Here is a 25,902-nt window from a genome sequence, read left to right on the forward strand (position 1 = left end):
ATGGCCGATTATCAGAAGATCAAAAAAGAACTCGAAGGTATCGCGATCGAGGACAATCCGGCGCTCGTTCGGCAGAAGAGCCGGGATTTCTACTGGTATTCGCCGATCCTGAAGGCGCAGCTCGACAATGTGACGGCCGATATCGTCGTCACGCCGAAAAACGAGGCCGAAGTCATCCAGACGCTCAAGGTCGCCTTCGCCCATGGCGTGCCCGTCACGCCGCGTGGTGCGGGCACCGGCAATTACGGCCAGGCCATGCCTCTATCGGGCGGTATCGTGCTCAATCTGGCGGCCATGGACAGGATCAAGGAAATCCATCCGGGCCGCGTGATCTGCGAACCCGGCATCGTGATCGCCCAGCTCGACAAGCAGACCAAGGCCCATTCCGGCCAGGAACTGCGCTTCCACCCCTCGACCGCGCAGACGGCGACGGTCGGCGGTTTCATCGCCGGCGGTTCGGGCGGCGTCGGCTCGATCACCTGGGGCGGCTTGCGCGATCTCGGCAATATCCTGCGCCTGCGGGTCGTGACCATGGAGGCGGAGCCGCGGGTGCTCGACCTCACCGGCTGGGACCTGCAGAAGGTCAGCCATGCCTACGGCACCAACGGCATCATCACGGAAATCGAGATGCCGCTCGCACCCGCCTATGACTGGGTGGACGTTCTGGTCGGCTATGACGACTTCATGGATGCGGTGCGCTATTCCGATGCGCTGGCGAAGTGCAACGGCATTCTCGTCAAGGAAATCGCGCCGATCGCCGCTCCCATTCCGCATGACTATTTCACCCGCCACAAGCCCTATATCCGCCAGGGCCAGTCGATCGTCGTGCTGATGATCGCGCCGCATTCCATGGATGCCTTCCTGGCGTTCACGGCAGCGCAGAAGGGCGAGATCATGTTCCGCTCCGACAAGGTCGAGAGCATGCGCGGCATCCCGCATGCCTACGAGCTTGCCTGGAACCACACGACGCTGCGTGCGCTCAAGGTCGATCCCAATTTCACCTATCTGCAGGTGCAGTATCCGGGGCCGGATCATGTCGCCAAGGTGCAGAAGATGGTGGAGATTTTCGGTGACGAGGTGCCCGGCCATCTCGAATTCATCAAGTTCGACGGGCAGATTCAGTGCTCGGGCCTGCCGCTGGTGCGCTACACGAGCGAGGAGCGGCTGGAAGAGATCATCAGGATCCATCAGGATCACGGCTGCCCGATCTTCAACCCGCACCGCTATACGCTGGAAGAGGGCGGCATGAAGCGCACCGACAAGGTGCAGCTTGCCTTCAAGCATGAGACCGATCCGAAGGGGCTGCTCAATCCCGGCAAGATGATCGCCTGGGAAAATCCCAATTTCGATTTCAATGCCGGCAAGAATTATCTTTTCCCGGGCCTCGCCGCCGTCATGGAGGCTTCATGAGGGTTCTTGTCCTCCACTCGCACCCGGTCGAGGAAAGCTACGGCAAGGCACTCTACAGGCAGACCCTGGAGAGCCTCGCCAAGGCCGGGCACGAGGTGGATGCCTGCGATCTCTACGCGGAAAATTTCGATCCCGTTCTCTCACGGCAGGACCGGCTCGTCTATCACGACTACCCGGACAATATATCGCTGGTGAAACCTTATGTGGAAAGGCTGAAGCAGGCCGAGGCGCTGGTCATCTGTACGCCGGTGTGGAATTTCGGTTTTCCCGCCATCCTCAAGGGCTATTTCGACCGGGTCTGGCTTCCCGGCGTCTCCTTCGAGCTGGTGGACGGCAAGGTCGAATCCCGGCTGCGGCACATCAGGAAGCTCGGGGCGGTGCTGACCTATGGCGCGACACCTTTCCGCGCCTTCGTCGCCGGCAATCCGCCGAAGAAGATCGTCAAGCGGGTCTTGCGGGCGCAGATCAACCCGCTCAACCCCGTCACCTTCCTCGCCCACTACGATATGAACAATTGCACGCCGGAGACGCGCGCGGCATTTCTGGCGAAAGTGAAGCGCGCGATGGAACGCTTCTGAAGCAGATCGCCTCAGAATGCGCGCCTTTTCCGCGGCAGGCTTGTCGCGCAAGATGTGCCGCGGCCTTGAGACCACGGCATGGCGATCGCAGCAGCGCCTGAAATCAGACCTCAGAAAACCTTCGCGGCCGTCACTTCCACTTCGACCAGGAATTCCGGCCGGGTAAAGCCGTTGACGATAATGAGCGTCGAAACGGGTTTCGGCTCGAGTGTGAAGCGGTCGCGCACGGCCATATAGGCCGGGAAATCCTCCCGCTTCGTCACGAAGCCGGAAATGCGGATGACATCGGCAAAGCTCATGTCGGCCGCCGCGAGGATCGCCTTGATCGCCTCGAAGCAGAGTTCGGCCTGGGCCGTCACATCCTCGGGGACTGTTTCATCAAGGCCGATGCCGAGCTGACCGGAGGTGACGAGCAGAGAGGCGCCGGGCGGCACGAGAAGGCCGTGGCTGTAATTTCCGAAGGGGCGGCGCACGGAAGGCGGATTGAAAATCTTCTTCATGAAAAACCTCGCTGCAGACAGGGATTTATAGCGAGGAATTTCGGTGCGTTCCAAGCACCTGCCGCCGGTTTCCGGTCAAAAATCCAGAGATTGCTGGGCCGGCGCGGGCGGGCCGACATGCACGCCTTCAAGCTCCAGCATGTGCAGCTTGGCATTCGAACCGCCGGGCGCCGAAAAGCCGCCGATCTTGCCGCCTGCGGCCAACACGCGATGGCAGGGAATGATAAGCGCGACAGGGTTTTTCGCCATTGCCTGGCCGACGTCGCGGGCAGCTTCCGGCCCCGCGCCAAGCTCCCTGGCGAGCGTGCCGTAGGTGGTCGTGCGCCCCCAGCCGACACGGCGGGCGGCGGCATAGATATCGCGGAAGAATGCGTCCTGACCGTCGAGGTCAACGACCACGGTGGAGAAATCGACTTCCTCCCCTTCGAAATAGCGCTTCACCGCGGCAACGGCCTCGAGAATCTGCGGCGTCGGCCTGCCCGGTTCGGCAGCCGGCAAGCGGCGCAGCAACAGGCGTTCGGTCGCTTCGGCGCTCCTGGTCGGCAACTGGAACCGCGTCACGCCGGCATTGCTCCAGGCGATGCCGCAAAAGCCGCCGGCGGTTTCGAAGATCAGGTATTGGTGCAGTTTCTGAGCCATGGTGAAGCCCTCACATTCCGTCAGGCAGCAGAATCGTACCGCAAGGGCTCAAGTTCAACCCGTTTCTTGCGCAGTCCCGGCAAAATGTCAGGCCGATGCGGCAGTTGCCGATAGCGTGGGCATCTGCGGCCGCTTCGCTTTCGCCTTGCCTTTGACCGCATCGAACAACGCATAGCCCCCGGTCCAGCGGCCGAAGCCGCTGGCGATGTTGATATGGCCCGCCAGCCCTATGTTGCGGACCTCGGTTTTCCAGAGGCGGGCGTAGAAACTCAGGCGGTCGAGCGACATGTATTTGTCGTCGAGGCTGCCGACGGTAAGGCTCGGAAAGGGAAACGGGCTCGTCGGCATGGGGCCGAAGGCGAGCGAACCGGGATGCAGCCTTTCCGTTGCCGGCAAATCGCACGGCGCGACCAGAAGCGCTCCCTTCACCCGGCGGGCCAGCGGCCGGTCGGCGAGCCTCGCCGTCAGGATGCAGCCGAGGCTATGGGCAACGATATAGGCTTCCCCCGCCTCCTGAAGCGCCTGCTCCAGCCGTTCCATCCAGTGGTCAAGGCGGGCGTGATTCCACTCGGCCTGGGCGACCAGCCGGCTCTGCGGCACATCATCAAGCCAATAGTGCTGCCAATGCCCCTCGCCGGAGCCGAACAGGCCCGGCACGATCAGGATTTTCGTCATCGCTGCCTCCTGGCGCACGCGCAGCAGATTGCCGCGGCGCATGCCCGCCAGAATTATTCATAAATTTTATGGACTAAAGGAACGAAGCTCCAAAACCCGCAGGAAAGCTGGAAAATCCATCGCTGGGACCAAAGGCTGCCACTCGGCGAAGCATGCCGCAACAGGACAGCGGACCGGGCAAAGACCCTTCACCGAGACAGATCGGCTCGACCGGCCTTTTTCATGCGCGCCGAGCGAAACTGTTGATCCGGTTGCCTCGTACTTCCGTAACAAGCCCAGAGGCAAGACAGGGAGCAGCCAGTGGCACGCGAGACTGTTGAAAGAGCGGTAATCGTCTGGTTTCGTAAGGATCTGCGCCTTGACGACAACAGGGCTCTCCATGCGGCATGCGCATCGGGGCGGCCGGTCATTCCGCTCTACATCCGGGAACCCGGCGAAGACGGCACCGGGCCGCTTGGCGCCGCTCAAGCCTGGTGGCTGCACCATTCGCTGCATGGGCTCGATGCCACCATCAGGAGACATGGCGGCAAGCTCGTCCTTGCCAGCGGCCATGCCCGAAACGTGCTCGCCGACATCATCAGGCGAAGCGGTGCGGAGGCGATATTCTGGAACCGCCGCTACGATCCGCCGGGGACCGCAATCGATACGCGCCTCAGGCACGAACTGGAAAAACAGGCAATCGAGGTGCGCAGCTTTAGCGGCCAGCTGCTGCACGAGCCGACGATACTGAAGACAACGAGCGGCACGTCCTATCGCGTCTATGGGCCGTTCTGGCGCGCCCTCGAAGAAAGCGGGGAGCCGGAGGCGCCCGTCGATCCGCCCCAGCGCTTCCGCTTCCCCCAACAGTTTCCCGCATCCGAAACGCTCGCCTCCTGGAAGCTTCTGCCGCAGAAACCGGACTGGGCGAAATCCTTTCCCGACATGTGGACGCCGGGCGAAGCGGCCGCCCACGAAAAGCTCCGGGATTTCATCGAAAACGGGCTTCATGGCTATTCGAGCGACCGGGATTTCCCCGGCAAGACGGCAACCTCCCTGCTCTCCCCGCATCTGGCGTTCGGCGAGATTTCGCCGGCGCGCGTCTGGGAGGCGACAAAGGGTCTTTCCCGCCGCATCCCATCCGACGATCTCGTGCGCTTCCGCAGGGAACTGGCATGGCGGGAATTCTCCTACCACCTGCTCTTCCATTTTCCGGAACTTGCCAGGGCCAACTGGAACGACAGTTTCGACGGCTTCGGCTGGCGCAAGGATGAAGACGGATTCCATGCCTGGTGCAACGGCCAGACGGGCTATCCCATTGTCGACGCCGGCATGCGCCAGCTGTGGCGCCATGGCTGGATGCACAATCGCGTGCGGATGATAACGGCCTCGTTTCTCGTCAAGGACCTGCTGATCGACTGGCGGCGAGGCGAGGCCTGGTTCCGCGACACGCTGGTCGATGCGGACCCGGCCAACAATGCCGCCGGCTGGCAGTGGGTGGCCGGTTCGGGCGCCGATGCCTCGCCCTTTTTCCGCATCTTCAATCCCGTGCTGCAAGGCGAGAAATTCGATGCCGCCGGCGGCTATATCAGGCAATTCGTGCCGGAGATCGCAAAGCTCGAGGACAGATATATCCACCGCCCCTTCGATGCCCCCGAAAGCGTGCTGGAAAGAGCCGGCATCAGGCTCGGCGAAACCTACCCCAACCCGATCGTCGATCACGCCATGGCGCGCCGGCGGGCGCTCAAGGTCTTCAACGCCATAAAGGATGCAGCATGAACGCGCATGTTCCTTGCCTGCCGCGCCGCCTCAAGGTCGCCGTCATAGGGTCGGGCATATCGGGCGCATCCGCGGCCTGGGCGCTGAACCCCGTCCATGACGTGACACTCTACGAGAAGGATGCCCGGCCGGGCGGCCATACGGCAACGGTCGATGTCGATTATGACGGGCTGAATATTGCCGTCGATACCGGCTTCATCGTCTATAACGAGCACAATTATCCCAATCTGACCGCGCTCTTTGCCGAACTTGGCGTGTCCACGCATGCCAGCGACATGAGTTTTTCGCTGTCGCTCGATCAGGGCCGGCTGGAATGGAGCGGCGGCGGGCTGTCGGCTATATTCGCGCAGAAACGCAACCTGCTCAGCCCCTCCTTTCTCTGGATGATCCGCGAGATCCTTCGCTTCAACCGCACCTGCCTGGAAGATCGCGCGGCAGGGCATCTCGCCTCGCGCTCGATCGGCAATTATCTCGACTGGCGCGGCTTCTCGCCGGGTTTCACCAACAACTATCTGATGCCGATGGCCGCGGCGATCTGGTCGACGCCGTCAGCGCGGATGCTGCAGTTTCCCGCCGAACATTTCGTCAATTTCTTCGACAATCACCGGCTGATCTATCGCCGGCAGCATCAATGGCGCACCGTCAGCGGCGGCAGCCGCAACTATCTGAAAAGGCTTCTGTCTCCACTCGGTGATAGAGTGAAGCTCGGCTGCGGCGTGCGCGGCGTGATCCGCAGCGACAAGGGCGTCACGCTGATCGACCAGACCGGCGACGAAGCCTTTTTCGACAAGGTGGTCCTTGCCTGCCACAGCGATCAGACGGCACGGCTGCTGATCGACGCGACGGATCAGGAAAAGCGCCTGCTCGCCGCCGTCCCCTATCAGCCCAACCGCGTCATCCTGCACCGTGACGCCAGTCTGATGCCCACACGGCGAAAGATATGGGCCTCGTGGAACTACCTGCGTTCGAGCCATGCCGACGGCAGGGCCGGCGTGGCCGTGACCTACTGGATGAACAGGCTGCAGGGCATAGAGCAGGGCTTTCCGCTCTTCGTCACGCTCAATCCGGATCGTGAGCCGGAGGGCCACAAGGTCTTTGCCGAATTCACCTATGAGCACCCGCAGTTTTCCGCGGAGGCGATGGCAGCACAAGACGCGATCGCAGCCATTCAGGGAAGGAACAACTGTTATTTCGCGGGCGCCTGGACGGGATACGGTTTCCACGAGGACGGGCTCGTTTCCGGCCTTGCGGCGGCCGAAGCGCTGGGCGGGATCGCCCCCTGGCGGAACGCCCGCCCCCGCGAAAACATGCTGGAGACGCTGGCATGACGACATCCCGCGCATCGAAGCCTGGCGTCAGCATGACGCGCAACGGCCCTCCGCCGGAGGCAGCGGCGGTGCTCTATGCGGGCGAGGTCATGCACCAGCGCATGAGGCCGTTCGGCCATCGCTTCCAATATCGCGTCTTTTCGCTCTCCATCGATCTCGACCGGCTCAAGGAGGCCGACAGGCAATCGGCGCTGTTTTCGGTCAACCGCGGCAATCTCGTCTCGTTCCATGAAGAGGACCATGCGGCAGGCGGAAGCCTGCGCTCTTATGCCGACCGCCTGCTTGCGGAGGCCTGCGTCGAGCGACCGGCCAAAATCCTGCTCGTCTGCTATCCGCGCATCCTCGGCTACGTCTTCAACCCGCTTTCTGTCTATTATGCCTTCGACGGGAACGATGCGCCGGTCGCGCTGATCTATGAAGTGCGCAACACGTTCGGCGAACGGCACAGCTATGTCTGCCCTGTCGAGCGGGAGGAAATCTGCAAAAGCGGCATCCGCCAAAGCTGCGACAAGCTGCTTTACGTTTCCCCGTTCATAGCCACGAACATGCGCTATCACTTCCGAATGCTGCCGCCCGGCCGGGAGATCCGCTGGCGTATTCTGGAAACCGATGCGGAAGGACCGCTTCTTGCCGCAACGTTCTGCGGCCGGGAAAGGCCGCTGACCAGCCGCGCGCTCGGCCATCTCCTCGCAGCCATTCCCTTCCTGACGGTCAAGATCACGGCCGGCATTCACTGGCAGGCTCTGAAACTCTGGCTGAAAGGCGCCGTTTACATCCGCAGGCCACCGCCTCCGCCGCCTGTCAGCGTGAAGCCCGCGAGCCGGCTTGCAGAAGCTGCGGAATGAATCTAGCGTTTGCCGCAATCGCCGGAGGAGAGGCGTAAGCATTGACCTGACCGGCCCAATAATGCGGGAGGATGGACGGTGAGCAATGTTCAGGACTTTAACCAATCTGCCCGGGACGCGGTGACGCTGACGGCGGAAAATATCTCGCGCATCGTCAAAGGCCTGCCCTTCAAAGCCCAGCTTGCGCTGCGCGGCCTGATGCGCATGCAGCAAGGTTCGCTTGCCGTAACCTTGCCCGATGGGCGCAAGGTCATCGCCAAGGGCAGGATTGCCGGTCCGAATGCCGCACTCACCCTGAAGAACTGGAACCTTGCCGGCCGGGCGTTGAGCAGCGGCACGATCGGTGTCGCCGAAACCTATATGGACGGCGACTGGGACAGCCCCGACATTACCGCCTTCCTCGAGCTTTTCCTTGTCAACGGGGAGGCCGCACACAGCTATTCCCACGGCAGGGGCGGTGTCGGCCGCTTCGTCGAGCGCGTCCGCCACTGGATGAACGCCAATACCAGGACGGGCTCCAGGCGCAATATCTCCGCCCATTACGACCTCGGCAACGATTTCTACAGGCAATGGCTCGATCCGAGCATGACCTATTCCTCGGCGCTCTATTCGACCGGCGCCAACGACCTGCAATCGGCGCAGAACGCCAAATATCGGGCGCTGGCGGAGGCGACCGGCATCAGGCCCGGCGACCACGTGCTGGAAATCGGCTGCGGCTGGGGTGGCTTTGCGGAGTTTGCGGCAAGCGAGCTGAACTGCCGGGTAACGGGGCTGACCATCAGCCGCGAGCAGCTGGCCTTCGCGCAGGAGCGCATAAGCAAGGCAGGCCTTGGCGACAAGGTCGATTTCCGTTTCCAGGACTATCGCGACGAAACCGGGGTCTATGACCGCATCGTTTCCATCGAAATGTTCGAAGCTGTCGGCGAGAAATACTGGCCGGCCTATTTTTCCAAACTGAAACAGTGCCTGAAACCGGGCGGCAAGGCCGGCCTGCAGATCATCACCATCCGTCCCGAGGCTTTCCAGCAATATCGCAGCAATCCGGACTTCATCCAGAAATACGTCTTTCCCGGCGGCATGCTGCCGACGCGCCATCACCTTGCCGAACTCGGCAGGAAGATGGACCTGTCACTGGTCAGGGACTTCGGCTTCGGCCTCGACTACGCCCGCACGCTCGCGGAATGGCGCGAACGCTTCTGGTCCGTCTGGCACAAGCTCAGGCCGATGGGTTTCGACGAGCGGTTCAAGCGGCTCTGGGAATTCTACCTGTTCTATTGCGAGGCGGGTTTCCGCGCCCGCAACATCGATGTGCGGCAGGTGGTCTTTTCACGTCGCTGATCACTCCGCCGGGTGCGGCGTCACCGGCCGGTGATTTGTCTTGACGGGCCGCTCGCGCCAACCGGTGAAGCGGTTCACCAGCGCGAAATAGAGACCGTAGGGCAGGATCCGCAGGAGCTTCAGCACATAGGTGAAGCGCTTCGGGAACGTGATCTCGAAGGCCTGCGACTTGAGGCCCGCCGCAATGTGCTCCGCCGCCGTCTCGGGCGAGACCAGCGCCGGCATGGGAAAGGCATTCTTGCGCGTTGCCGGTGTGTCGACAAAGCCCGGATTGATGAGCTGGATGCGGATGCCGATCTTGTCGAGATCGAATTTCAGGCTTTCGGCCATGTTGATGAGGGCAGCCTTGGTCGCGCCGTAAGCGGCGCTGGTCGGCAATCCCGTATAGCCCGTTACCGAGGAAACGATGGCTATCTGCCCCTGCCCTTTCGCCTTCATGTGGCGGATCGCCGGCAGCAGGCAATTGACGACGCCGGACAGGTTGACGGCGAAGGTCTTCTCGAAATCGGCCCGGTTGAGATCCTCGCCACGGACGGGCTGATAGACGCCCGCGCACAGGACCGCCATGGCAAGCGCCCCATGTTCGTATTCGATCGAGGCCATGACATGCTCCATGTCCTCGGCATCGGTCACGTCGCCGTCGAGAACGATGATGCTGCCGGGCAGTCCGGCTGCCTCGAGCTGCAACTCGACCAGTTTTTCGTGATTGCGGGCAGTGACGGCGACGCTGTATCCCTCGCCGGCAAGCTTCAGCGCCAGCGCTCGCCCGATTCCGGAACTTGCACCGGAAATCCAGACGATTCCATGTTCCGGGCGGGCGATGAAACTACGCATGACACTTCCTCCGGTCTGCCGATCTGAAGACGAACACAGGCCCGGAAGCTCTTCATCTCTCCCGGGACCATGGCTCTATCACAGCATTGTGGCTGCTTTCAGCCGATGAGGTCGCCGATGATCTGGCGGAAGGAGCCGGTGAGCTTGACCGGCCCGTCCGAAACGGCAAAGGCAATGCAGGGCCGGTCCTTTTCGGCGACGGGGCGATGGTCGACGGTGGCATCGGCAACCGAGATGTCCCCCGGCCCGAACCGGCCGCGCTCGTCGCGGAAAGCGCCGTCGAGAATGAGGATCAGTTCCATGCCCGCATGCGTGTGGGCAGACAGGGCGCGACCCGGCCGTATCCACATGAGGCTGACCTCGCAGCCGTCCATATCCCTTGCATATTCCTTGAAGCCCGGAAGGCGCCTGCGCCACGGCACGTCATCGGCTTCGAAACCCATGAGATTGCGCAGCGCGCGCGGGAAAAGGGCGCCCTGCGGGCGTGGCGGGAGCGTCGCGGAGGCGGCGGGGGCCTTCGAGCCGAAGATTGCCGCAAGCCTGGCATCGCGGTCGCTGATGGGGCTTGCCGGCGTCTTTTCCAGGGCCTCTCCGGCCAGCCGCTCAAGATCGGCTACAAGGCCACGATTGTCCGGCTTCATTTCGAGATGGGATTCCACGAGCACGCGCGCCGGCTCCGGAAGGGAGCCAGCAACATAATGCGCCATCAATGCATCGATCGTGTCGATATGCTCGTGAACCATGTCGGATTCGGTCACGCCTTGTTCCTGCGCCCGTGCTTGCTTTGTCGTCATCCATACGCCGAAAGTCAATCTTCGGATCACTGCTTGCCCGGGCACGGCGAAGGGCAGGAAACGGAAGACTAATTTTATCGTGGGCTCGAAAGCCATGGAATAGGATTTCTTGCCAATGCCGCCTTGTGAAGGGAAAAGACCGTTCCTAAACTAAGCGTAAACGAGGCAGATTCCATGACCTTCCACCCCTCCGTAATCGAGGCTATCGGCAATACGCCCCTCATCAAGCTCAAGGGTGTGTCCGAAGCGACCGGCTGCACCATTCTCGGCAAGGCCGAGTTTCTCAATCCCGGCCAGTCGGTAAAGGACCGGGCGGCGCTCTACATCATCCGCGATGCCGAGAAGAAGGGGCTGCTCAAGCCCGGCGGCGTCATCGTCGAGGGCACGGCCGGCAATACCGGCATCGGCCTGACGGTCGTCGCAAAGGCGCTTGGCTATCGCACCGTGATCGTCATTCCGGAAACCCAGAGCCAGGAGAAGAAAGACGCGCTTCGCCTGCTCGGCGCCGAACTCGTCGAAGTCCCGGCCGTTCCCTACAAGAACCCGAACAACTATGTGAAGGTTTCCGGCCGCCTTGCCGAGCAGCTTGCCAAGAGCGAGCCGAACGGCGCGATCTGGGCCAACCAGTTCGATAATGTCGCCAATCGCCAGGCGCATATCGAAACCACGGCACCGGAAATCTGGAAGGATACCGACGGCAAGATCGACGGCTTTGTCTGCTCGGTCGGCTCGGGCGGCACGCTTGCCGGTGTTGCGGCGGGCCTCAAGAGCTTCAACAAGGATATCAAGATCGGCATTGCCGACCCCGAAGGTGCCGCACTCTACGAGTTCTACCAGAACGGAGCGCTGAAGTCGGAGGGATCGTCGATCACCGAAGGCATCGGCCAGGGACGCATTACCGCCAACCTCGAAGGTTTTACGCCCGATTTTTCCTATCACGTCACCGACGCCGAAGCGCTTCCCTATCTCTTCGATCTGGTCGAACACGAGGGGCTTTGCCTTGGCGGCTCCACCGCGATCAATATTGCCGGTGCGGTTCGCCTCGCCAGGGATCTCGGCCCCGGCCACACGGTGGTGACAATCCTCTGCGACTATGGCAACCGCTATCAGTCCAAGCTTTTCAACCCGGACTTCCTTTCGTCCAAGGGCCTTCCCATCCCCGCATGGATGGTCGGCTCGACGGATATCAAGATACCCTACGAACCCGCAGCGTGAGCCTCCATGCCAGTCAATGCCCTCTACCGTGACGACTTCTATCTTTCCACATGCGAAGCGGTCGTCACGGCCGTTCACGAGGATGGGGGCATCGAGCTGGACCAGACGTGCTTTTACGCCACATCGGGCGGACAGCCGGGCGATACCGGCTTCTTCGAACGCACCGACGGCTCCAGGATAGAGCTCGGCCAGGCCAGGCACGGTGCCACGAAGGACATCATCATCCACGTGCCGCTGGCGGACCAGTCGCGGCCGGAGGTCGGCGAGAAGCTGGTGCTGCACATCGACTGGCCGCGCCGCTACAGGCTGATGCGCATGCACACCGCCTGCCACCTCCTGTCGGTCGTCTGCTCCTATCCCATTACGGGGGCTGCCGTCGGCGAAGAGGAAAGCCGTGTCGATTTCGACATGAGCGATACGATCGACAAGGACGAGGTGACGGCCCGGCTCATGGACCTCGTCAACCAGAACCATCCGGTCTATCTTCAGTGGATTACGGACGAGGAACTCGCCGCCAATCCCGGCATCGTCAAATCGAAGAATGTGCGCCCGCCCGTTGGTCTCGGCCGCGTCAGCCTGGTCTGCATCGGCGAGAACTCCGCCATTGACAGCCAGCCCTGCGGCGGCACGCATGTTTCGGAAACGCAGGAAGTCGGCCAAATTCATATTGCCAAGATCGAGAAGAAGGGCAAAGAAAACCGGCGCTTCCGCATTCGCTTCGGCACGCCCGGCGACGAAGCCTGATGAACGACGCCTGATACTGGGCCTGATAATTGGGGAGATCACCATGAGCGACACCAAGAGCCGTTTCGTCGTTTCGGCCGACTGGCTACAGGCTGAACTCGGCAAGCCCGATCTGCGCGTGCTCGACGCATCCTTCTATCTTCCGGCGCAGAAACGCGATGCCGATGCGGAATATGCCGCCGGCCATATTCCGGGCGCCATCCGTTTCGACCAGGACAAGATCGCCGACCATTCGACGAACCTGCCGCATACGATCCCCTCGCCCGATTATTTCGCCGCCGAAGTCGGCAGGCTCGGCATCAGCGAGAACGACCGGATCGTCGTCTATGACGGTATCGGCATGTTCGCCTCGCCGCGCGTCTGGTGGCTGTTCCGGGTGATGGGCGCGAAAAACGTCTTCGTGCTCGATGGCGGGCTGGACGGCTGGAAGGCCGAAGCAAGACCGCTTGAAACCGAAGTGCCGCACTATGCCGCAGCCACCTTCAAGACGAATTACGATGCCAGCCGCGTCGTCCATCTCGAGCAGATGCGCGAGATCGTTTCGAGCGGCGCCCTGCAGATTGCCGACGCCCGCAGCGCCGGCCGCTTCGCGGCCAGCGAGCCGGAGCCGCGCGCCGGCATGCGCTCCGGCCACATGCCCGGCGCACGCAGCCTGCCGTCAGGCGTTTTCGCCAATCAGGGCCGCTTCAAGTCACTGCCGGAACTCAAGCAGACGATCGAGGATGCCGGCATCGACCTTTCCAAACCGGTCGTCACCTCCTGCGGATCGGGCATTACCGCTGCCATCATCACGCTGGCGCTGGAATCGCTGGGGCATAGCGACAACAAGCTTTACGACGGCTCCTGGAGCGAATGGGGCAGCCGCGAGGATACGCCGGTCGTCACCGGCCCGCCGGAACCGGTCAAAGCCTGACCATGGGAAAGACGCCCGCCTCGCTCAAGGCCCATATCACGCGGCTTGAAATGGTCGCGCCGCCAAAGGCAAGCCTGCCCGTGCCCGTCAATATCCAGACGGCGATCATGCGCGCGCCGGACATCCCGCTTGCCTTCTATCGGTATCTCTACCGGCAGGTGGGCGCGCGCTGGCAATGGGTCGACCGTCTAAGGATGAGCGACGAAGAGCTCGCCGCCACCCTGCACGACAAGCGCAACAATATCAGCGTGCTCTATGTCAACGGTGCGCCTGCCGGCTTCTACGAATATCTCTGCGAGGACGAGGACACGATCGAACTCTCCCATTTCGGACTCTTCGAACATGCGCTCGGCCTCGGCATCGGCAAATGGTTCCTGCTCCAGGCGCTCTATGCGATCTGGACGCTGAACCCGAAGAAGGTCACGACGACGACCAACAATCTGGATCACCCGCGCGCCCTGCAGCTTTACCAGATGTTCGGTTTTTCGCCGGTTTCCACCGGCACGGGGATCGTCCGGCCGCTGAGCGACAAGGAATTGCTGGAAATCGCCAGGAAAGGCTGATTGCCCCTGCCCGCCAGCTGCCCTCCGAGGCAAGAATCGGGTGGCCCGGATGAGCGCCAGGGCGGAAACTGCGGCAAAGATCACAAGGAGATTTGCCATGACCAGCATTCAGTTTTCCGCCATGCCGACATCAGATGCGGAGGCGCTCTGGAACGGGGGCCGCGACGCTTACGGCCGCCTGCCGGAAACGCTGGTTTCCGATGGCGACGGTTATCCCTGCCGCCATTGCCTGGCAAATATCGGCGCCGGCGAAGAGCTTCTCGTCCTTGCCTATCGGCCCTTTCCGGACCTGCAGCCCTATGCCGAGACCGGCCCGATCTTCCTGCACAAGCAGCCCTGCCGGCGCTACGCCGCCAGGGAGGTTCTGCCGCCCGTGCTGACGACAAGCCCGAATTTCATCGTGCGCGGCTATAGCGACAATGACAGGATCGTCTATGGCACCGGCGCGGTCACGCCGATCGAAAAGATCCCGGCCTATGCGGCCGAGCTGCTTGCACGGCCCGGCATTGCCTATGTGCATGTGCGCTCGGCGCGCAACAATTGCTATCAGTGCCGGATCGACAAGGCAGAGGCGCCGGCCCTTGCGGAAGCCGGCGCCTTTGTCTCACCATGAGTAAGCTGGGTTACGCTACGTTCAGCGCACTTTCCGGGGCGACAGCCTCGTAACCCAGCGCGTCGGCGACCGGCTTGTTGGTGATGCGTCCCCGGTGGACGTTCAGGCCGTTGCGCAGATGCTTGTCCTCGGCGATGGCGCGCAGGCCGCGGTCGGCGAGCGCCAGGCCGTGAACGAGCGTCGCATTGTTGAGCGCATGGGCCGACGTGACCGGGACGGCGCCCGGCATGTTGGCGACGCAATAGTGCACGACGCCTTCGACGATATAGGTCGGCTCGGAATGGGTCGTCGCATGCGAGGTTTCGAAGCAGCCGCCCTGGTCGATCGCGACATCGACGATGACCGAACCCTTCTTCATGCCCGAGAGCATTTCGCGGGTAACGAGCTTCGGCGCGGCGGCGCCGGGGATCAGCACGGCTCCGATGACGAGATCGGCCGAAAAGACTTCCTCTTCCAGCGCCTGGATGCTGGAATAGCGCGTGTGGATGCGACCGTTGAAAATATCGTCCAGCTGGCGCAGGCGCGGCAGCGACTTGTCGAGAATGCTGACATCGGCGCCGAGGCCGGCAGCCATCTTGGCGGCGTGCAGACCGACGACGCCGCCGCCGATGATCGCAACCTTTGCCGGGAGGACACCGGGCACGCCGCCAAGCAGGATGCCGAGGCCGCCATTGGCTTTCTGCAGCGCGGTGGCGCCAGCCTGGATCGACAGACGGCCGGCGACTTCGGACATGGGTGCCAAGAGCGGCAGGCCGCCGCGATCGTCGGTGACGGTCTCATAGGCGATTGCCGTGACGCCGGAGGCGAGCAGACCCTTGGTCTGTTCCGGATCGGGCGCAAGATGCAGGTAGGTATAGAGCAGCTGACCGTCGCGGAGCTGCACCCATTCGGAAGGCTGGGGCTCCTTGACCTTGACGATCATGTCGCACTTTTCAAAGATATCCCTGGCCGAGGCGGCGATCTTCGCGCCAGCGGCCACATAGGCGGCGTCATCGGCGCCGATGCCAGCACCCGCCTTCGTTTCCACCCAGACCTCGTGGCCGTGGGCGACATATTCTCTCACCGAAGCCGGCGTCAGGCCGACGCGATATTCATGGTTCTTGATTTCCTTCGGGCAACCGACACGCATTCGCGTTCCTCTCATTTTATGCCCGCTTTGCGCGGAGCGTTTGTTGATTGCGGAATCCAATCACCGCAGGCGCGAAATGTCCTTGCAAAGAGGATTTGCATGGAGGCGAAGTTTCGAAGATTATTGCGCCAGAAATCCATTCTTCGAAGGTTCTTCGAATGTCCGACCTCGATAATATCGATCTTGCGATTCTGAAGGCGCTGCAGATCAATGCGCGGATCACCAATGCGGAACTTGCCGACAAGGTGGGGCTGTCGCCTTCGGCCTGCTCGCGGCGGCTCGACATTCTTGAAAAGAGCGGCGTCATCGGCGGCTATCATGCGCGGCTTTCGCATAAGGCGCTCGATTACAAGATGATCGCCATCGTGCACATCTCGCTCTCCGGCCAGTTCGCCAAGACACTGTCGGAATTCGAAGCGGCGGTGAAACGCTGCCCCAACGTGCTTGTCTGCTACCTGATGTCGGGCGAATACGATTACATCCTGCGGGTGGCAGCCCGCGACCTGGAAGATTACGAGCGCATTCATCGGGACTGGCTTTCGGCGCTGCCGCATGTCGTGAAAATCAACTCGAGCTTTGCGCTGCGCGAAATCATCGACAGGCCGAATGTCGGCCTTTGAGCCCTTGCAAAGCCCCCGGAATCCTGCCCTAGCTTGATGTTGCGGGCGTCTCCGCTTCAACGGCAAGACATGAAATCCAAGACACACGGCTATATCTTCCTGCTGCTGGCACTGACGATCTTTTCAGCGCAGGACGCCATCTCGAAGCATCTCGGCTCCGCCTATTCGCCCATCTTCGTGACGATGGTCCGCTACTGGGCCTTCGGCCTGTTCACCGTGGTTCTGGCGGCAAGGATGCGCGGCGGCATCGCCGCGACCGCCCGCACCAAACACCCGTTTCTTCAGTTTTCCCGCGGCGTTCTGCTTGCCACGCAGGTGGTGCTGGCAATTACCTGCTTTGCGCTGATCGGCCTTGCCCATTCGCAGGCGATCTTTGCCGCCACGCCGATCATCGTCGCGCTGCTTGCCATTCCGCTTCTCGGCGAAAGGGTCGGCTGGCGCCGTTGGACCGCGATCGGCCTCGGGCTTCTCGGCGTGTTGCTGATCCTCAAGCCGGAAGGCGGGTTTTTCGACGTGAACCTGCTTCTTGCCGTCGTCTCCTGCTTCAATTTCGCCCTTTACGTGATCGCCACGCGTTACGTGAGCCGGCAGGATTCGGCGATGACAAGCTTCTTCTATACGGGCGTCGTCGGGGCCGCCGTCATGACCTTCGCGGGGCCGTTTTACTGGACGCCGATCCAGGGATGGGACTGGATGTGGATGCTTGCCGTCTGCCTGACCGGGACATCGAGCCATTATTTCCTGATCCGCGCCTATGACAGCCTCGATGCGGCCGCCGTGCAGCCGCTGACCTATATCCAGCTCGTCTACGCCTCGATCCTCGGGGTGCTCATCTACGGTGAAACGCTGACGCTGAACATGATTGTCGGCTCTCTCATCGTGGTTGCGGCGGGCATCTTCACGGTCTGGCGCGAACATGTGGTGGCGCGGCGCGCGGCCGTGCCGAATTGATGCTTTCGGCACAATTTTAGATAAGGCTCTAAAGGCATCTCAATCTTCCGCGCCTATGCTTTTCCCGAATTCTTCATGGGGACAAGCATGACACGTAACCTCAAGATCACCGCCCGCAAGGCCGACCGCAGGAGTTGCCGCGTCTTCGGCAAAATCAGCTATATGAACAGCCAGGTGGACGCCCGCATTCTCGACCTCTCCGTCACGGGCGCCGCACTTGAAGTCAAGGCCCCGCTTTATGCCGCCGCCGGCAGCAAGGTGCGCATCGAAGCGGAAGATCTCGGCCTGCTCGACGGCGTCGTTCGCTGGAAACACAATGGCCGCGTCGGCATCCAGTTCGACGTCAATTCCAATGCCCGCGCGCTCATTGCCTCCTATTTCCGCTTCTTCCATCGCGACGTGCCGCGCGTGCGCTAGATGTGAGCGTTCAGGCGGTGCCGCTTTTGCGGCACTGTCTTTGCCGTTCTGTCATTTTCGGGATGTACTCCTTTGCCAATCATCCTAAGTTCGTCGAACCGGATGATGCATGATGTCAAAAGGAGTGTTTCCATGTCTTCCATTTTCGATGCGCCTGCGATGAGCCGCCGTTCCCTGCTCGGCGGCCTTGCCGCCACTTCCGCTCTCATATTGCTGCATCCGTTCAGCGCCCGCGCTGCGGCAAACCAGGCGCATCTGAGGCTCATGGAAACGACCGACATTCACGTCAACGTCTTCCCTTACGATTATTATGCCGACAAGCCGAACGACACGATGGGCCTGTCGCGGACGGCAACGATCATCGATACGATCCGCGCAGAAGCCGTCAACTCGCTGCTGATCGACAATGGCGACGTGCTGCAGGGCAATCCGATGGGCGACTACATGGCCTATCAGCACGGCATGAAGGATGGCGACGTGCATCCGGTCATCAAGGCGATGAACACGCTCGGCTATACGGTCGGCACGCTCGGGAACCATGAGTTCAACTATGGCCTGGACTTCATGTTCAAGGTGCTGAACGGCGCGAACTTCCCCTTCGTCTGCGCCAATCTGACCAAGGGCCAGCTCGCCTCCGATCCGAAGCAGGACGAGCTGTTCTTCAAGCCCTACATCATCGTCGAAAAGCAGATCAAGGATGGCGCCGGCAACGAAAGCCCGGTCAAGATCGGCTTCATCGGCTTCGTGCCGCCGCAGATCATGCTGTGGGACATCAAGAATCTCGAAGGCAAGGCGCAGACCCGCGATATCGTCGAGGCCGCCAAGGCCTGGGTGCCGGCGATGAAGGAAGCCGGCGCCGATATCGTCATCGCGCTCTCCCACTCCGGCATCGACGGCGCAGCACCGTCCGAGAAGATGGAGAACGCTTCGCTGCATCTGGCCGCCGTCGAGGGCATCGACGCCATCTTTACCGGCCACCAGCATCTCGTCTTCCCCGGTCCCAAGACCTGGGACGGCATCGCCAATGCCGATCCGGTCAAGGGCACGCTGCATGGCAAGCCCGCCGTCATGGCCGGCTTCTGGGGCTCGCATCTCGGGCTGATCGACCTGCTCCTGGAAAAGGACGGCAACAGCTGGAAAATCGTCGATTTCACGTCCGAAGCGCGGCCGATCTACCATCGCGACGACAAGAAGAAGGTCGTTGCCGACGTTGCCGACAAGAAGGAAGTGGTGGAAGCCGCCAAGGCAGAGCATGAGGCAACGCTTGCCTATGTACGCACGCCTGTCGGCAAGACTTCGGCGCCGCTCTATTCCTACTTCGCGCTGGTGGCCGACGATCCCTCCGTGCAGATCGTCTCGCAGGCGCAGACCTGGTACATCAAGCAGATGCTGGCCGATACCCAGTTCAAGGACCTGCCGGTTCTTTCCGCCGCCGCTCCCTTCAAGGCGGGCGGGCGTGGCGGCGCGGACTACTATACCGACGTCCCGGCCGGCGATATCGCCATCAAGAACGTCGCCGACCTCTACCTTTATCCGAACACGGTTCAGGCCGTCGCCATCACCGGCGCGCAGGTCAAGAACTGGCTGGAAATGTCGGCCGGCATGTTCAACCACATCGAGCCCGGCGCCAAGGACGCGCCCCTCCTCAACACCGATTTCCCCTCCTACAATTTCGACGTGATCGATGGCGTGACCTATCAGATCGACCTGTCGCAGCCGGCGAAATACGATTCGTCGGGCAAGGCGGTCAATCCGGACTCCAACCGGATCCAGAACCTTGCCTTCGAGGGCAAGCCGATCGATCCGGCGCAGAAATTCGTCGTGGTTTCCAACAATTACCGCGCCGGCGGCGGCGGCAGCTTCCCGGATATCGCCTCCGACAAGGTGATCTTCCAGGCGCCCGACACCAACCGGGACGTCATCGTCCGCTACGTCCACGATCAGGGCACGATCAATCCGTCCGCCGATGGCAACTGGACCTTCAAGCCCCTGCCCGGCACGACCGTCGTTTTCGAAAGCGGCCCGAAAGCCAAGCAATATCTGGCCGACGTCAAGAGCGTGAAAATCGAAGATGCCGGCGAAGGCACCGAGGGCTTTACGAAGTTCAGGCTGGTTCTCTAACGGCCAGGGGCGCGGTCTCTTCGACCGCGCCCCTTCTGCTCAGGCCGTTTCCGCCTCGGCTTCGATGCGACGAAGAAGCGGGCCAAGTTCAGCAGGCGGTTTCCTTTCGATCCGGCGATATTGCCGGCCGTCCCTCGTGCGGTGGACAAGCCCGAAATCGAAAAGCTCGCGGCGCAGCAGCGCCGCATCGCCGAAGAGATGCAGGCGGCTCAGCAAGTCGCTGATTTCGCGCTCGGTCAGTTCCGCATTCGCCGCTATTTTCGACCACAGAAACCATAGGCAAAGCTCCTGCAGCCCCCTCCTGCCCGGCCAGCGGACCAGCCGACCGCGGCCGTCGAAATGGCGCGACGCCTTCAGTACGCGCTCTTCATCCGGCAAAGGCTCAGGATCCAGTTTCAGGTTCCAGTCCTGCAGGACCCTGGCGGACTGCGCCAGGCTGCGGAAATGCTGGTAGTTGCGATAACCCGCCGCGCGGGCAAGCAGATTGAGCATCTCGACATGGCTCGGCTTGTCGGCGAGCGCTTCGATCTGCTTGCGCAGCGATTTGGCAAAGGCCGAGAGATCGGCGATTTCCATTGGAAAGATAGATCTGGTCACGTCTCATCCTCAACGCGCCGTTCCCAAGAAGGTGTCGATGGTCGCCGGCTTTCGACTTCGGCACAGGATACGTGCTGATGATCTCTTTAAAGCAGGTTTAGCTTCCCTTGCGGGACGGCGACGCCTCGGTGAACTGCTGACCGTGACGCCGTTATAACAAAGGCCGGAAAAGCGTCAACTGCGCAGCTATTCGGCAGCCTCGGCAACGGAGTGCAGCCCGTCTATGCCGAGCATGTTGATCATTTCGCCATGGCTCGGGCACATGGACAGCCGCCGGCGAAACGCCTCGATCAGCCACTGGCCGGCAGGGCCTGGCGGATTGGCCGCCTTGCGCATGGCGTAGATCGGGTATTCGCCCTGCTCGTAAGCCTCAAGTTTGATGGCAACCAGATTGCCCTTCATGATGTCGTCGCCGACGACCGAAACCGGCAGGCCGCCCCAGCCGAGACCGCCCTTGATGAGCTGGTGCTTGGTCGCCATGTCGCTGACGCGCCATGTCCTGTAGGACAGGACGTTGAAATCGCGCCCCTTGCTCAGCCCGGAGGCATCCGAGACCACGAGCTGGATCTCTTCGCGCACATCGGCCAGCGTCAGCGGGCGGCCGATGGCTGCCAGCGGATGGTCGCGCGCTACCACGGGCACCATGAACGAATAGCCGATCTTTTCGGCCACCAGAGAATCCTCCTGCCGCAGAAGCGCGCCGCCGATGCCGATATCGGCCTTGCCGTTCAAGACCATATCCATGACCATGCCGAGTTCGCCGACATTGAGGTTCAGCGCAACGCCGGGGAATTTTTCGCGGAACTCACGCAATTCCATCATCACGGCATTGGCCGGCACCATGACGCTGATTGCCAGAGAAAGCTCGGCTTCGAGCCCCTGTTTCATGCTTTTGACGCGGGCACGCATGACTTCGAGATCGGCCACCAGCCGGCGGGCATCTTCCAGCATCGCCTTGCCGGCATCGGTCAGCTTCGGCTGGCGGGCGCCGGAGCGCTCGAACAGCGGTACTTCCAGCTGCGCTTCCAGGTTGGCGATCGTATAGCTGATGACCGATTGCGCGCGGTTCAGCACGCGCGACGCCGCCGAAAAGCTGCCGGTTTCGGCAACCGTCAGAAAAACCTGCAATTGATCCAGTGTCGGGTTGGGAAGCATCTTCCATCCAATCCATCGATAATTTTGATCGACATTATCCCAGTTTTTTGGATATCAGGCCAGCCTTATTTCTTCTTTCGAACACAGCGGCCTGCCGCTCCCAACGGCCGCTGAAACCCAATTCGAGAGGAAATCCAACCATGTCTTCCATTCTTCTGCTGACGTCCAGCCCGCGTTCGGAATCCCTTTCCACGTCGATCGCCGTGGAACTCGCCGACAAGCTCAAGGCCCAGAACCCGGGCAGCACGATCGTTCGCCGCGACCTTGCCGTCAATCCGCTGCCGCATATCGACGACCTGTTCACCGCCGCCATCCGCAAGCCGCCGGAAGCCCGCACGGCCGAGGAAGCTGCCGCCGTCAAGACTTCCGACGAACTGGTCAATGAACTGCTCGCAGCCGACAGCATCGTGATCGGCACCGGGCTCATCAACTTCAACATCTATTCTTCGCTGAAGACCTGGATCGACAATGTGGCCCGCGCCGGCCTGACCTTCAAGTATACCGAAAGCGGCCCGGTCGGCCTTGCCACCGGCAAGAAGGTCTATGTCGTTCTCGCCTCGGGCGGCGTCTATTCGCAGGGCCCGGCTGCCGGCATGAACCATGCCGTTCCCTACCTGAAGTCCGTTCTCGGCTTCCTCGGCATCACCGACATCGAAACCATCTATGTCGAAGGCCTGGCCTTCGGCCCGGAAGCAGCAGAAAAGGCCATCGGCGCTGCCAAGTCGCGCGTCGAGGAACTTGCTCTGGCTGCCTGATCGACAAATTCAGAAGTTCCACTCGAGGGGCCGGCGCAATGCCGGCCTTTCATTTTGCCGCGAGGTCAACGACGAAGGACCGGACCGTTTCCAGGATTTCTTCGGAAAGCTTTTCGTCGTCGGCAATGCGTGCAAGGCCGACTGCGCCCGTCATCAGGCACGAGGCGATGATGGCCTTGCGGCGCGCTTCAGCCTCATCGGCCGCCGCCATGCGGCCCGTCATGTTCCCGAGATTGGTTTTCAGCTGCTGCGTCGCAAGCGAGCGGCACTTCTCGCCGCTGCGGGCAAGATCGGCGGTCAGCGCGGCAAAGGGGCAGCCGCCGCTCACGTCGTTGCGATGATCCTCGCTCAGATAATTGGCCGAATATTCCGCCATCGGAATGTCGGCCGGTGCGCGGCCCTGCGAACGCACCGTCGCCTCCCATGACCCGAAGGCGAGCTTCATGGCTTCGGCCACCATGTCGTCGCGCGAAGCGAAATGCTTGTAGAAGCCGCCAACCGTCAGGCCCGCCTCCTTCATCAGGTCGGCGACACCGATACCCTCAAGCCCCTTCTCCCGCAGACGCCTGGAAGCGATCTCAACGATCCTGTCGTGCGTCCTCTGCTTTTCCAGTTGCGAATGGCCCATCGAAAATCTCCCGGCAATACGACTTGACTTATGTGGATTACAATCATAATCCTTCTAGATATCGATCATAATCCAGATCGAGAGATTTTCCAATAGGAGCCATTCCCATGCGTCTCAAGAACAAGGTCGCGCTCATCACCGGCGGCAACAGCGGTATCGGGCTTGCCACCGCCAAGGTTTTCGTTGCCGAAGGCGCGAAGGTAATCATCACCGGCCGTAACCCGGAAACGCTCGCAGCAGCCGAAAAGGCGCTCGGCGGCAATGTGCTGGCGCTGAAGATCGACCTCACCGACGTTGCGGCGGCCGAGAAGGCCTTCGCCGAGGCCGCGTCGAAGACGGGCAAGTTCGACATCGTCTTTGCCAATGCCGGCATCGGTGGCGCCACACCTCTCGGCCAGACCTCGCTGGAACAGTTCGAGAAGATCATCAGCACCAACCTGACCTCGGTCTTCTTCACGGTCCAGTCGGCGCTGCCGCATCTGAACGACGGCGCTTCGGTCATTCTCAACGGTTCCGTGCATGCCGTCCTCGGTGCGCCGGGCTGGTCGGCCTATGCCGCCACGAAGGGCGCCGTGCGCTCGATGACCCGCAACCTCGCCTCCGAGCTTGCCCCGCGCGGCATCCGGGTCAACCAGGTGACGCCTGGCGGTACGCGCACGCCGATCTGGTCTCCTTATGCGCAGACGCAGGATGCGATGACGGCGCTCGAAGAAAAGCTCGGCAACATGAGCGCGCTCGGCCGCATGAGCGAAGCGGACGAGATCGCGAAGGCTGCGCTTTATCTCGCCTCTGACGATTCCAGCAATGTCACGGGAATCGAGATCACCGTCGACGGCGGCATGACGAGCGCTCCCTCCGGCGCCAAGATCTTCCGAGCCGCCTGAGCGCGCCGGACAGGCGGCATTTCGCTCAGACAATTTCGGGCTATTGCCGGAATTGCCTTAGCTGACCTTTACCAAGCCGGAGCGGCCGACGACACAGTTGCGGCCGCTCTTTTTTGCGTCGTAGAGCCGGCTGTCGGCGGCAGACAGGACGGTGGTGAAGCTGGCGCCGTCTTCATCGGCAGTCGCAACGCCTATGCTCACGGATACCGATGCCTCATCGGGCGTCTTCACGCTGGTCACGATCGTCCAGCGCAGGCGCTCCGCCAGCAGCAGGCCTTCCTCATGGCCCGTACCGGGACAGACGGCGACGAACTCTTCGCCGCCGAAGCGGAAGATACGATCGCTGGAGCGCAGCGTCGTTCCGAGCCTGCTGGCGATGGCCTTCAGAACTTCGTCGCCCTGCAGGTGGCCGAAGCCGTCATTGACGTCCTTGAAATGGTCGGCATCGATGATGAGGACGGTCACATACTGCCCCTGCCGCAGCGCCTCGCGCACCATCAGCGGCGCTTCCAGCTCCATGCGGCTGCGGTCGTAGACGCCGGTCAGCATATCGCGCCCCGTGCGCTCCAGCAGATCGTTATAACGCTCGCGGAATGTCAGATCGCCGAAGAGATCGCCGATCGAGCGGGCCGAAGCGGCAGCGCCGGCCCGGCGGACTTGGTATTCATAGACGGCAAACATCAGGGAATAGAGGCAGACGGCCAGCATTTTGGCTTTCCACCCCGCCCAGAAGGCGGCCATCGGAACGCCCATGAAATAGTGCAGGCCGCTGAAGAAGCAGATCTGATCGAAGGTCAGAAGCACAAGGCCGGAGATCATGAAGCGCAGCACGACGCGCCGGCGCATGAAGTCGCCCAGTTTCTCGTAAAGCAGGATGATGCCGAGCGAATCGAGATAGAGGATTGCCGTGCCCCAGACCATCAGCCAGCCCATATCCTTGAGGAAATTGACGTCTGCAGGATGGCCGGGCGTCAATTCCAGCGGCTGGTGCAATTGCAGCACCCAGGCAATGGAGACGGTCAGGAGATTGCCGAGAAACAGGCCGTAGATCGGCTGGCGGACGGTCGCCGCATCCTCCTGCAGATACAGCATGAGGATCATCATCAGCTTGCCGGAAAAGAAGATCGAAGACCCTGGCGAGACATCCCCGAAGGGCAGCGAGACATAGAAGACCGCAGCAAGGTAGGTCTCCATGAAATGCATGACGCCGAGCGCGGTCAGGAAGACGCCCAATCCGAGGCGCTGGCGAAAATGCAGGAGACTGACCATCAGCACGAAATAACCGACAGCCTCGATGATGAAGAGCGCGGTGTTGAAGAGTTCCATCACCACTCTCCGCCGCCGACAGAACCGCACGAGAAAGCCGTGGCCGCAGCGGCGGATCTTCTGGTCAATCGTCCGGAAAGCTCAAACACAAGCGGCGCCCTGCAAAACCTGCAGGCGCCACCTTCACCACAATCCTTTAAGATTAGGTGAGCAAAGCAGCGGTTTCCACTAGGAAAATACTGTCATAGTTTTGAAAAACAACGGGAAATGCCAGTCCGAACGAGGCTTTCCCGGCTAACGGGCGCTCAGACCTGCCGTAGCTTCTCGCCATCGCTGAAAAGAGAGGGGCCGTGCTGATCGATGATCTGCTGCGCCTTGCGCACCGTGCATTCGATCGCGTCATCGGAGGAGGAGAAGAGATCGGCGCGAATGAACTTGCGCACCAGAACGTCCTCGCCAACCTTCTTTTCGATGCGGCCGGCCAGGCGGTACTGGCTGCCTTCCTTCTGCGGCTCGGCATAGATGGTGCAATCGCCATAGAGCTGCGGCTCGCCGGAAGGCCCGGCAGCCGCCTCACCGGAGGATTTACCGCCAGAGAAAACCGAGAGAATATTTGACAAAAACGAAGCCATGAT

27 protein-coding genes and 1 pseudogene are annotated in these 25,902 nt (G+C 61.6%); 17 read left to right on the forward strand and 11 right to left on the reverse strand.

The genetic code is table 11. The features are described 5' to 3' along the window. Together ACFPWW_RS02465 and ACFPWW_RS02470 are read left to right on the forward strand one after the other, a co-directional pair. Window positions 1-1,410, forward strand: coding sequence for an FAD-binding oxidoreductase (locus tag ACFPWW_RS02465; RefSeq protein ID WP_112704918.1), 1,410 nt, complete (start codon window positions 1-3; stop codon window positions 1,408-1,410). Beyond that, complete coding sequence (locus ACFPWW_RS02470) at window positions 1,407-1,988, forward strand: NAD(P)H-dependent oxidoreductase (RefSeq protein ID WP_377310170.1); 582 nt, start codon at window positions 1,407-1,409, stop codon at window positions 1,986-1,988. The genes ACFPWW_RS02465 and ACFPWW_RS02470 overlap by 4 nt, the downstream gene beginning before the upstream one ends. A 110-nt stretch (window positions 1,989-2,098) precedes the next feature. On the opposite strand, the gene ACFPWW_RS02475 is transcribed toward ACFPWW_RS02470, so the two are convergent. From ACFPWW_RS02475 to ACFPWW_RS02485, 3 genes are all read right to left on the reverse strand, one after another. Next, on the reverse strand, window positions 2,099-2,488 hold the full coding sequence (locus tag ACFPWW_RS02475; protein ID WP_377310172.1) for a RidA family protein: 390 nt from the start codon (window positions 2,486-2,488) through the stop codon (window positions 2,099-2,101). A gap of 75 nt (window positions 2,489-2,563) precedes the next feature. Then, window positions 2,564-3,127: a methylated-DNA--[protein]-cysteine S-methyltransferase gene (locus ACFPWW_RS02480; RefSeq protein ID WP_112572179.1), complete on the reverse strand. Its 564-nt coding sequence runs from the start codon at window positions 3,125-3,127 to the stop codon at window positions 2,564-2,566. An 87-nt stretch (window positions 3,128-3,214) separates the two neighbouring features. Next, the gene (locus ACFPWW_RS02485) at window positions 3,215-3,802 is read right to left on the reverse strand and encodes an RBBP9/YdeN family alpha/beta hydrolase (protein WP_112572317.1); all 588 of its coding nucleotides are present in this window, start codon (window positions 3,800-3,802) and stop codon (window positions 3,215-3,217) included. Between the two features lie 300 nt (window positions 3,803-4,102). On the opposite strand from ACFPWW_RS02485, the gene ACFPWW_RS02490 reads away from it, so the two are divergent. The 4 genes from ACFPWW_RS02490 to ACFPWW_RS02505 all read left to right on the forward strand — a co-directional run bounded on the left by ACFPWW_RS02490 (window position 4,103) and on the right by ACFPWW_RS02505 (window position 9,068). Beyond that, window positions 4,103-5,557, forward strand: a complete 1,455-nt coding sequence (locus ACFPWW_RS02490) for a cryptochrome/photolyase family protein (RefSeq protein WP_377310175.1) — start codon at window positions 4,103-4,105, stop codon at window positions 5,555-5,557. Continuing rightward, window positions 5,554-6,885: an NAD(P)/FAD-dependent oxidoreductase gene (locus ACFPWW_RS02495; protein WP_377310177.1), complete on the forward strand. Its 1,332-nt coding sequence runs from the start codon at window positions 5,554-5,556 to the stop codon at window positions 6,883-6,885. The genes ACFPWW_RS02490 and ACFPWW_RS02495 overlap by 4 nt, the downstream gene beginning before the upstream one ends. Further along, window positions 6,882-7,730, forward strand: coding sequence for a DUF1365 domain-containing protein (locus ACFPWW_RS02500; RefSeq protein ID WP_377310179.1), 849 nt, complete (start codon window positions 6,882-6,884; stop codon window positions 7,728-7,730). The genes ACFPWW_RS02495 and ACFPWW_RS02500 overlap by 4 nt, the downstream gene beginning before the upstream one ends. Window positions 7,731-7,808: 78 nt before the next feature. Next, the gene (locus ACFPWW_RS02505; RefSeq protein ID WP_112758669.1) at window positions 7,809-9,068 is read left to right on the forward strand and encodes a class I SAM-dependent methyltransferase; all 1,260 of its coding nucleotides are present in this window, start codon (window positions 7,809-7,811) and stop codon (window positions 9,066-9,068) included. Here ACFPWW_RS02505 and ACFPWW_RS02510 read toward each other — a convergent pair whose 3' ends face one another. Both ACFPWW_RS02510 and ACFPWW_RS02515 read right to left on the reverse strand, forming a co-directional pair. After that, complete coding sequence (locus tag ACFPWW_RS02510; protein ID WP_377310181.1) at window positions 9,069-9,902, reverse strand: SDR family NAD(P)-dependent oxidoreductase; 834 nt, start codon at window positions 9,900-9,902, stop codon at window positions 9,069-9,071. It lies immediately after the preceding gene. Between the two features lie 98 nt (window positions 9,903-10,000). After that, complete coding sequence (locus ACFPWW_RS02515) at window positions 10,001-10,660, reverse strand: ChrR family anti-sigma-E factor (RefSeq protein WP_377310183.1); 660 nt, start codon at window positions 10,658-10,660, stop codon at window positions 10,001-10,003. A 210-nt stretch (window positions 10,661-10,870) separates the two neighbouring features. On the opposite strand from ACFPWW_RS02515, the gene ACFPWW_RS02520 reads away from it, so the two are divergent. The 5 genes from ACFPWW_RS02520 to ACFPWW_RS02540 all read left to right on the forward strand — a co-directional run bounded on the left by ACFPWW_RS02520 (window position 10,871) and on the right by ACFPWW_RS02540 (window position 14,744). Then, window positions 10,871-11,911: a cysteine synthase A gene (locus ACFPWW_RS02520; RefSeq protein WP_112572191.1), complete on the forward strand. Its 1,041-nt coding sequence runs from the start codon at window positions 10,871-10,873 to the stop codon at window positions 11,909-11,911. A gap of 6 nt (window positions 11,912-11,917) precedes the next feature. Next, window positions 11,918-12,655: an alanyl-tRNA editing protein gene (locus ACFPWW_RS02525; RefSeq protein WP_112704925.1), complete on the forward strand. Its 738-nt coding sequence runs from the start codon at window positions 11,918-11,920 to the stop codon at window positions 12,653-12,655. Window positions 12,656-12,698: 43 nt separating this feature from the next. Next, complete coding sequence (gene sseA / locus ACFPWW_RS02530) at window positions 12,699-13,568, forward strand: 3-mercaptopyruvate sulfurtransferase (protein ID WP_112758665.1); 870 nt, start codon at window positions 12,699-12,701, stop codon at window positions 13,566-13,568. Window positions 13,569-13,570: 2 nt separating this feature from the next. Then, window positions 13,571-14,131, forward strand: a complete 561-nt coding sequence (locus ACFPWW_RS02535) for a GNAT family N-acetyltransferase (protein ID WP_112572197.1) — start codon at window positions 13,571-13,573, stop codon at window positions 14,129-14,131. A gap of 97 nt (window positions 14,132-14,228) precedes the next feature. Beyond that, window positions 14,229-14,744 (forward strand): DUF1203 domain-containing protein, encoded by a 516-nt coding sequence (locus ACFPWW_RS02540; RefSeq protein ID WP_377310186.1) that lies wholly within the window; start codon window positions 14,229-14,231, stop codon window positions 14,742-14,744. Between the two features lie 10 nt (window positions 14,745-14,754). On the opposite strand, the gene ald is transcribed toward ACFPWW_RS02540, so the two are convergent. Next, window positions 14,755-15,873, reverse strand: a complete 1,119-nt coding sequence (gene ald / locus ACFPWW_RS02545) for an alanine dehydrogenase (RefSeq protein ID WP_112572201.1) — start codon at window positions 15,871-15,873, stop codon at window positions 14,755-14,757. Between the two features lie 158 nt (window positions 15,874-16,031). Here ald and ACFPWW_RS02550 point away from each other — a divergent pair, with 158 nt between their 5' ends. The 4 genes and pseudogenes from ACFPWW_RS02550 (at window position 16,032) to ACFPWW_RS02565 (ending at window position 19,982) form a co-directional block, all read left to right on the forward strand. Next, window positions 16,032-16,493, forward strand: coding sequence for an Lrp/AsnC family transcriptional regulator (locus ACFPWW_RS02550; protein WP_018115458.1), 462 nt, complete (start codon window positions 16,032-16,034; stop codon window positions 16,491-16,493). Window positions 16,494-16,562: 69 nt separating this feature from the next. Next, the gene (locus ACFPWW_RS02555) at window positions 16,563-17,444 is read left to right on the forward strand and encodes a DMT family transporter (protein ID WP_112572203.1); all 882 of its coding nucleotides are present in this window, start codon (window positions 16,563-16,565) and stop codon (window positions 17,442-17,444) included. Window positions 17,445-17,531: 87 nt separating this feature from the next. Next, window positions 17,532-17,846, forward strand: a pseudogene (locus tag ACFPWW_RS02560) (PilZ domain-containing protein); the annotation flags it as partial. A gap of 147 nt (window positions 17,847-17,993) precedes the next feature. After that, the gene (locus ACFPWW_RS02565) at window positions 17,994-19,982 is read left to right on the forward strand and encodes a bifunctional 2',3'-cyclic-nucleotide 2'-phosphodiesterase/3'-nucleotidase (protein ID WP_112572207.1); all 1,989 of its coding nucleotides are present in this window, start codon (window positions 17,994-17,996) and stop codon (window positions 19,980-19,982) included. A 39-nt stretch (window positions 19,983-20,021) separates the two neighbouring features. Here the strand turns inward: ACFPWW_RS02565 and ACFPWW_RS02570 are convergent, their stop codons facing one another. Beyond that, complete coding sequence (locus tag ACFPWW_RS02570; RefSeq protein WP_377310189.1) at window positions 20,022-20,579, reverse strand: DUF2087 domain-containing protein; 558 nt, start codon at window positions 20,577-20,579, stop codon at window positions 20,022-20,024. A 186-nt stretch (window positions 20,580-20,765) separates the two neighbouring features. Continuing rightward, a complete protein-coding gene (locus ACFPWW_RS02575; RefSeq protein WP_377310190.1) occupies window positions 20,766-21,734 on the reverse strand; it encodes a LysR family transcriptional regulator in 969 nt (322 codons plus the stop codon). A 140-nt stretch (window positions 21,735-21,874) separates the two neighbouring features. Here ACFPWW_RS02575 and ACFPWW_RS02580 point away from each other — a divergent pair, with 140 nt between their 5' ends. After that, window positions 21,875-22,489 carry an FMN-dependent NADH-azoreductase gene (locus ACFPWW_RS02580; protein ID WP_112572213.1) on the forward strand — a complete coding sequence of 205 codons (615 nt, stop codon included), beginning with the start codon at window positions 21,875-21,877 and terminating at the stop codon, window positions 22,487-22,489. 49 nt (window positions 22,490-22,538) lie between these two features. Here the strand turns inward: ACFPWW_RS02580 and ACFPWW_RS02585 are convergent, their stop codons facing one another. After that, window positions 22,539-23,117, reverse strand: coding sequence for a TetR/AcrR family transcriptional regulator (locus ACFPWW_RS02585; protein WP_113413436.1), 579 nt, complete (start codon window positions 23,115-23,117; stop codon window positions 22,539-22,541). Between the two features lie 107 nt (window positions 23,118-23,224). Between ACFPWW_RS02585 and ACFPWW_RS02590 the strand changes: the two genes are divergently transcribed. Then, complete coding sequence (locus tag ACFPWW_RS02590) at window positions 23,225-24,001, forward strand: SDR family oxidoreductase (protein ID WP_112572217.1); 777 nt, start codon at window positions 23,225-23,227, stop codon at window positions 23,999-24,001. Window positions 24,002-24,058: 57 nt separating this feature from the next. On the opposite strand, the gene ACFPWW_RS02595 is transcribed toward ACFPWW_RS02590, so the two are convergent. Then, on the reverse strand, window positions 24,059-25,330 hold the full coding sequence (locus ACFPWW_RS02595) for a sensor domain-containing diguanylate cyclase (protein WP_112572219.1): 1,272 nt from the start codon (window positions 25,328-25,330) through the stop codon (window positions 24,059-24,061). A gap of 242 nt (window positions 25,331-25,572) precedes the next feature. Beyond that, window positions 25,573-25,899 carry an HlyU family transcriptional regulator gene (locus ACFPWW_RS02600; RefSeq protein WP_112704933.1) on the reverse strand — a complete coding sequence of 109 codons (327 nt, stop codon included), beginning with the start codon at window positions 25,897-25,899 and terminating at the stop codon, window positions 25,573-25,575. Between the last annotated feature and the right edge of the window lie 3 nt (window positions 25,900-25,902).

The sequence above is a fragment of the Rhizobium sp. GCM10022189 genome, assembly GCF_042656325.1.
Taxonomy (GTDB): domain Bacteria; phylum Pseudomonadota; class Alphaproteobacteria; order Rhizobiales; family Rhizobiaceae; genus Rhizobium.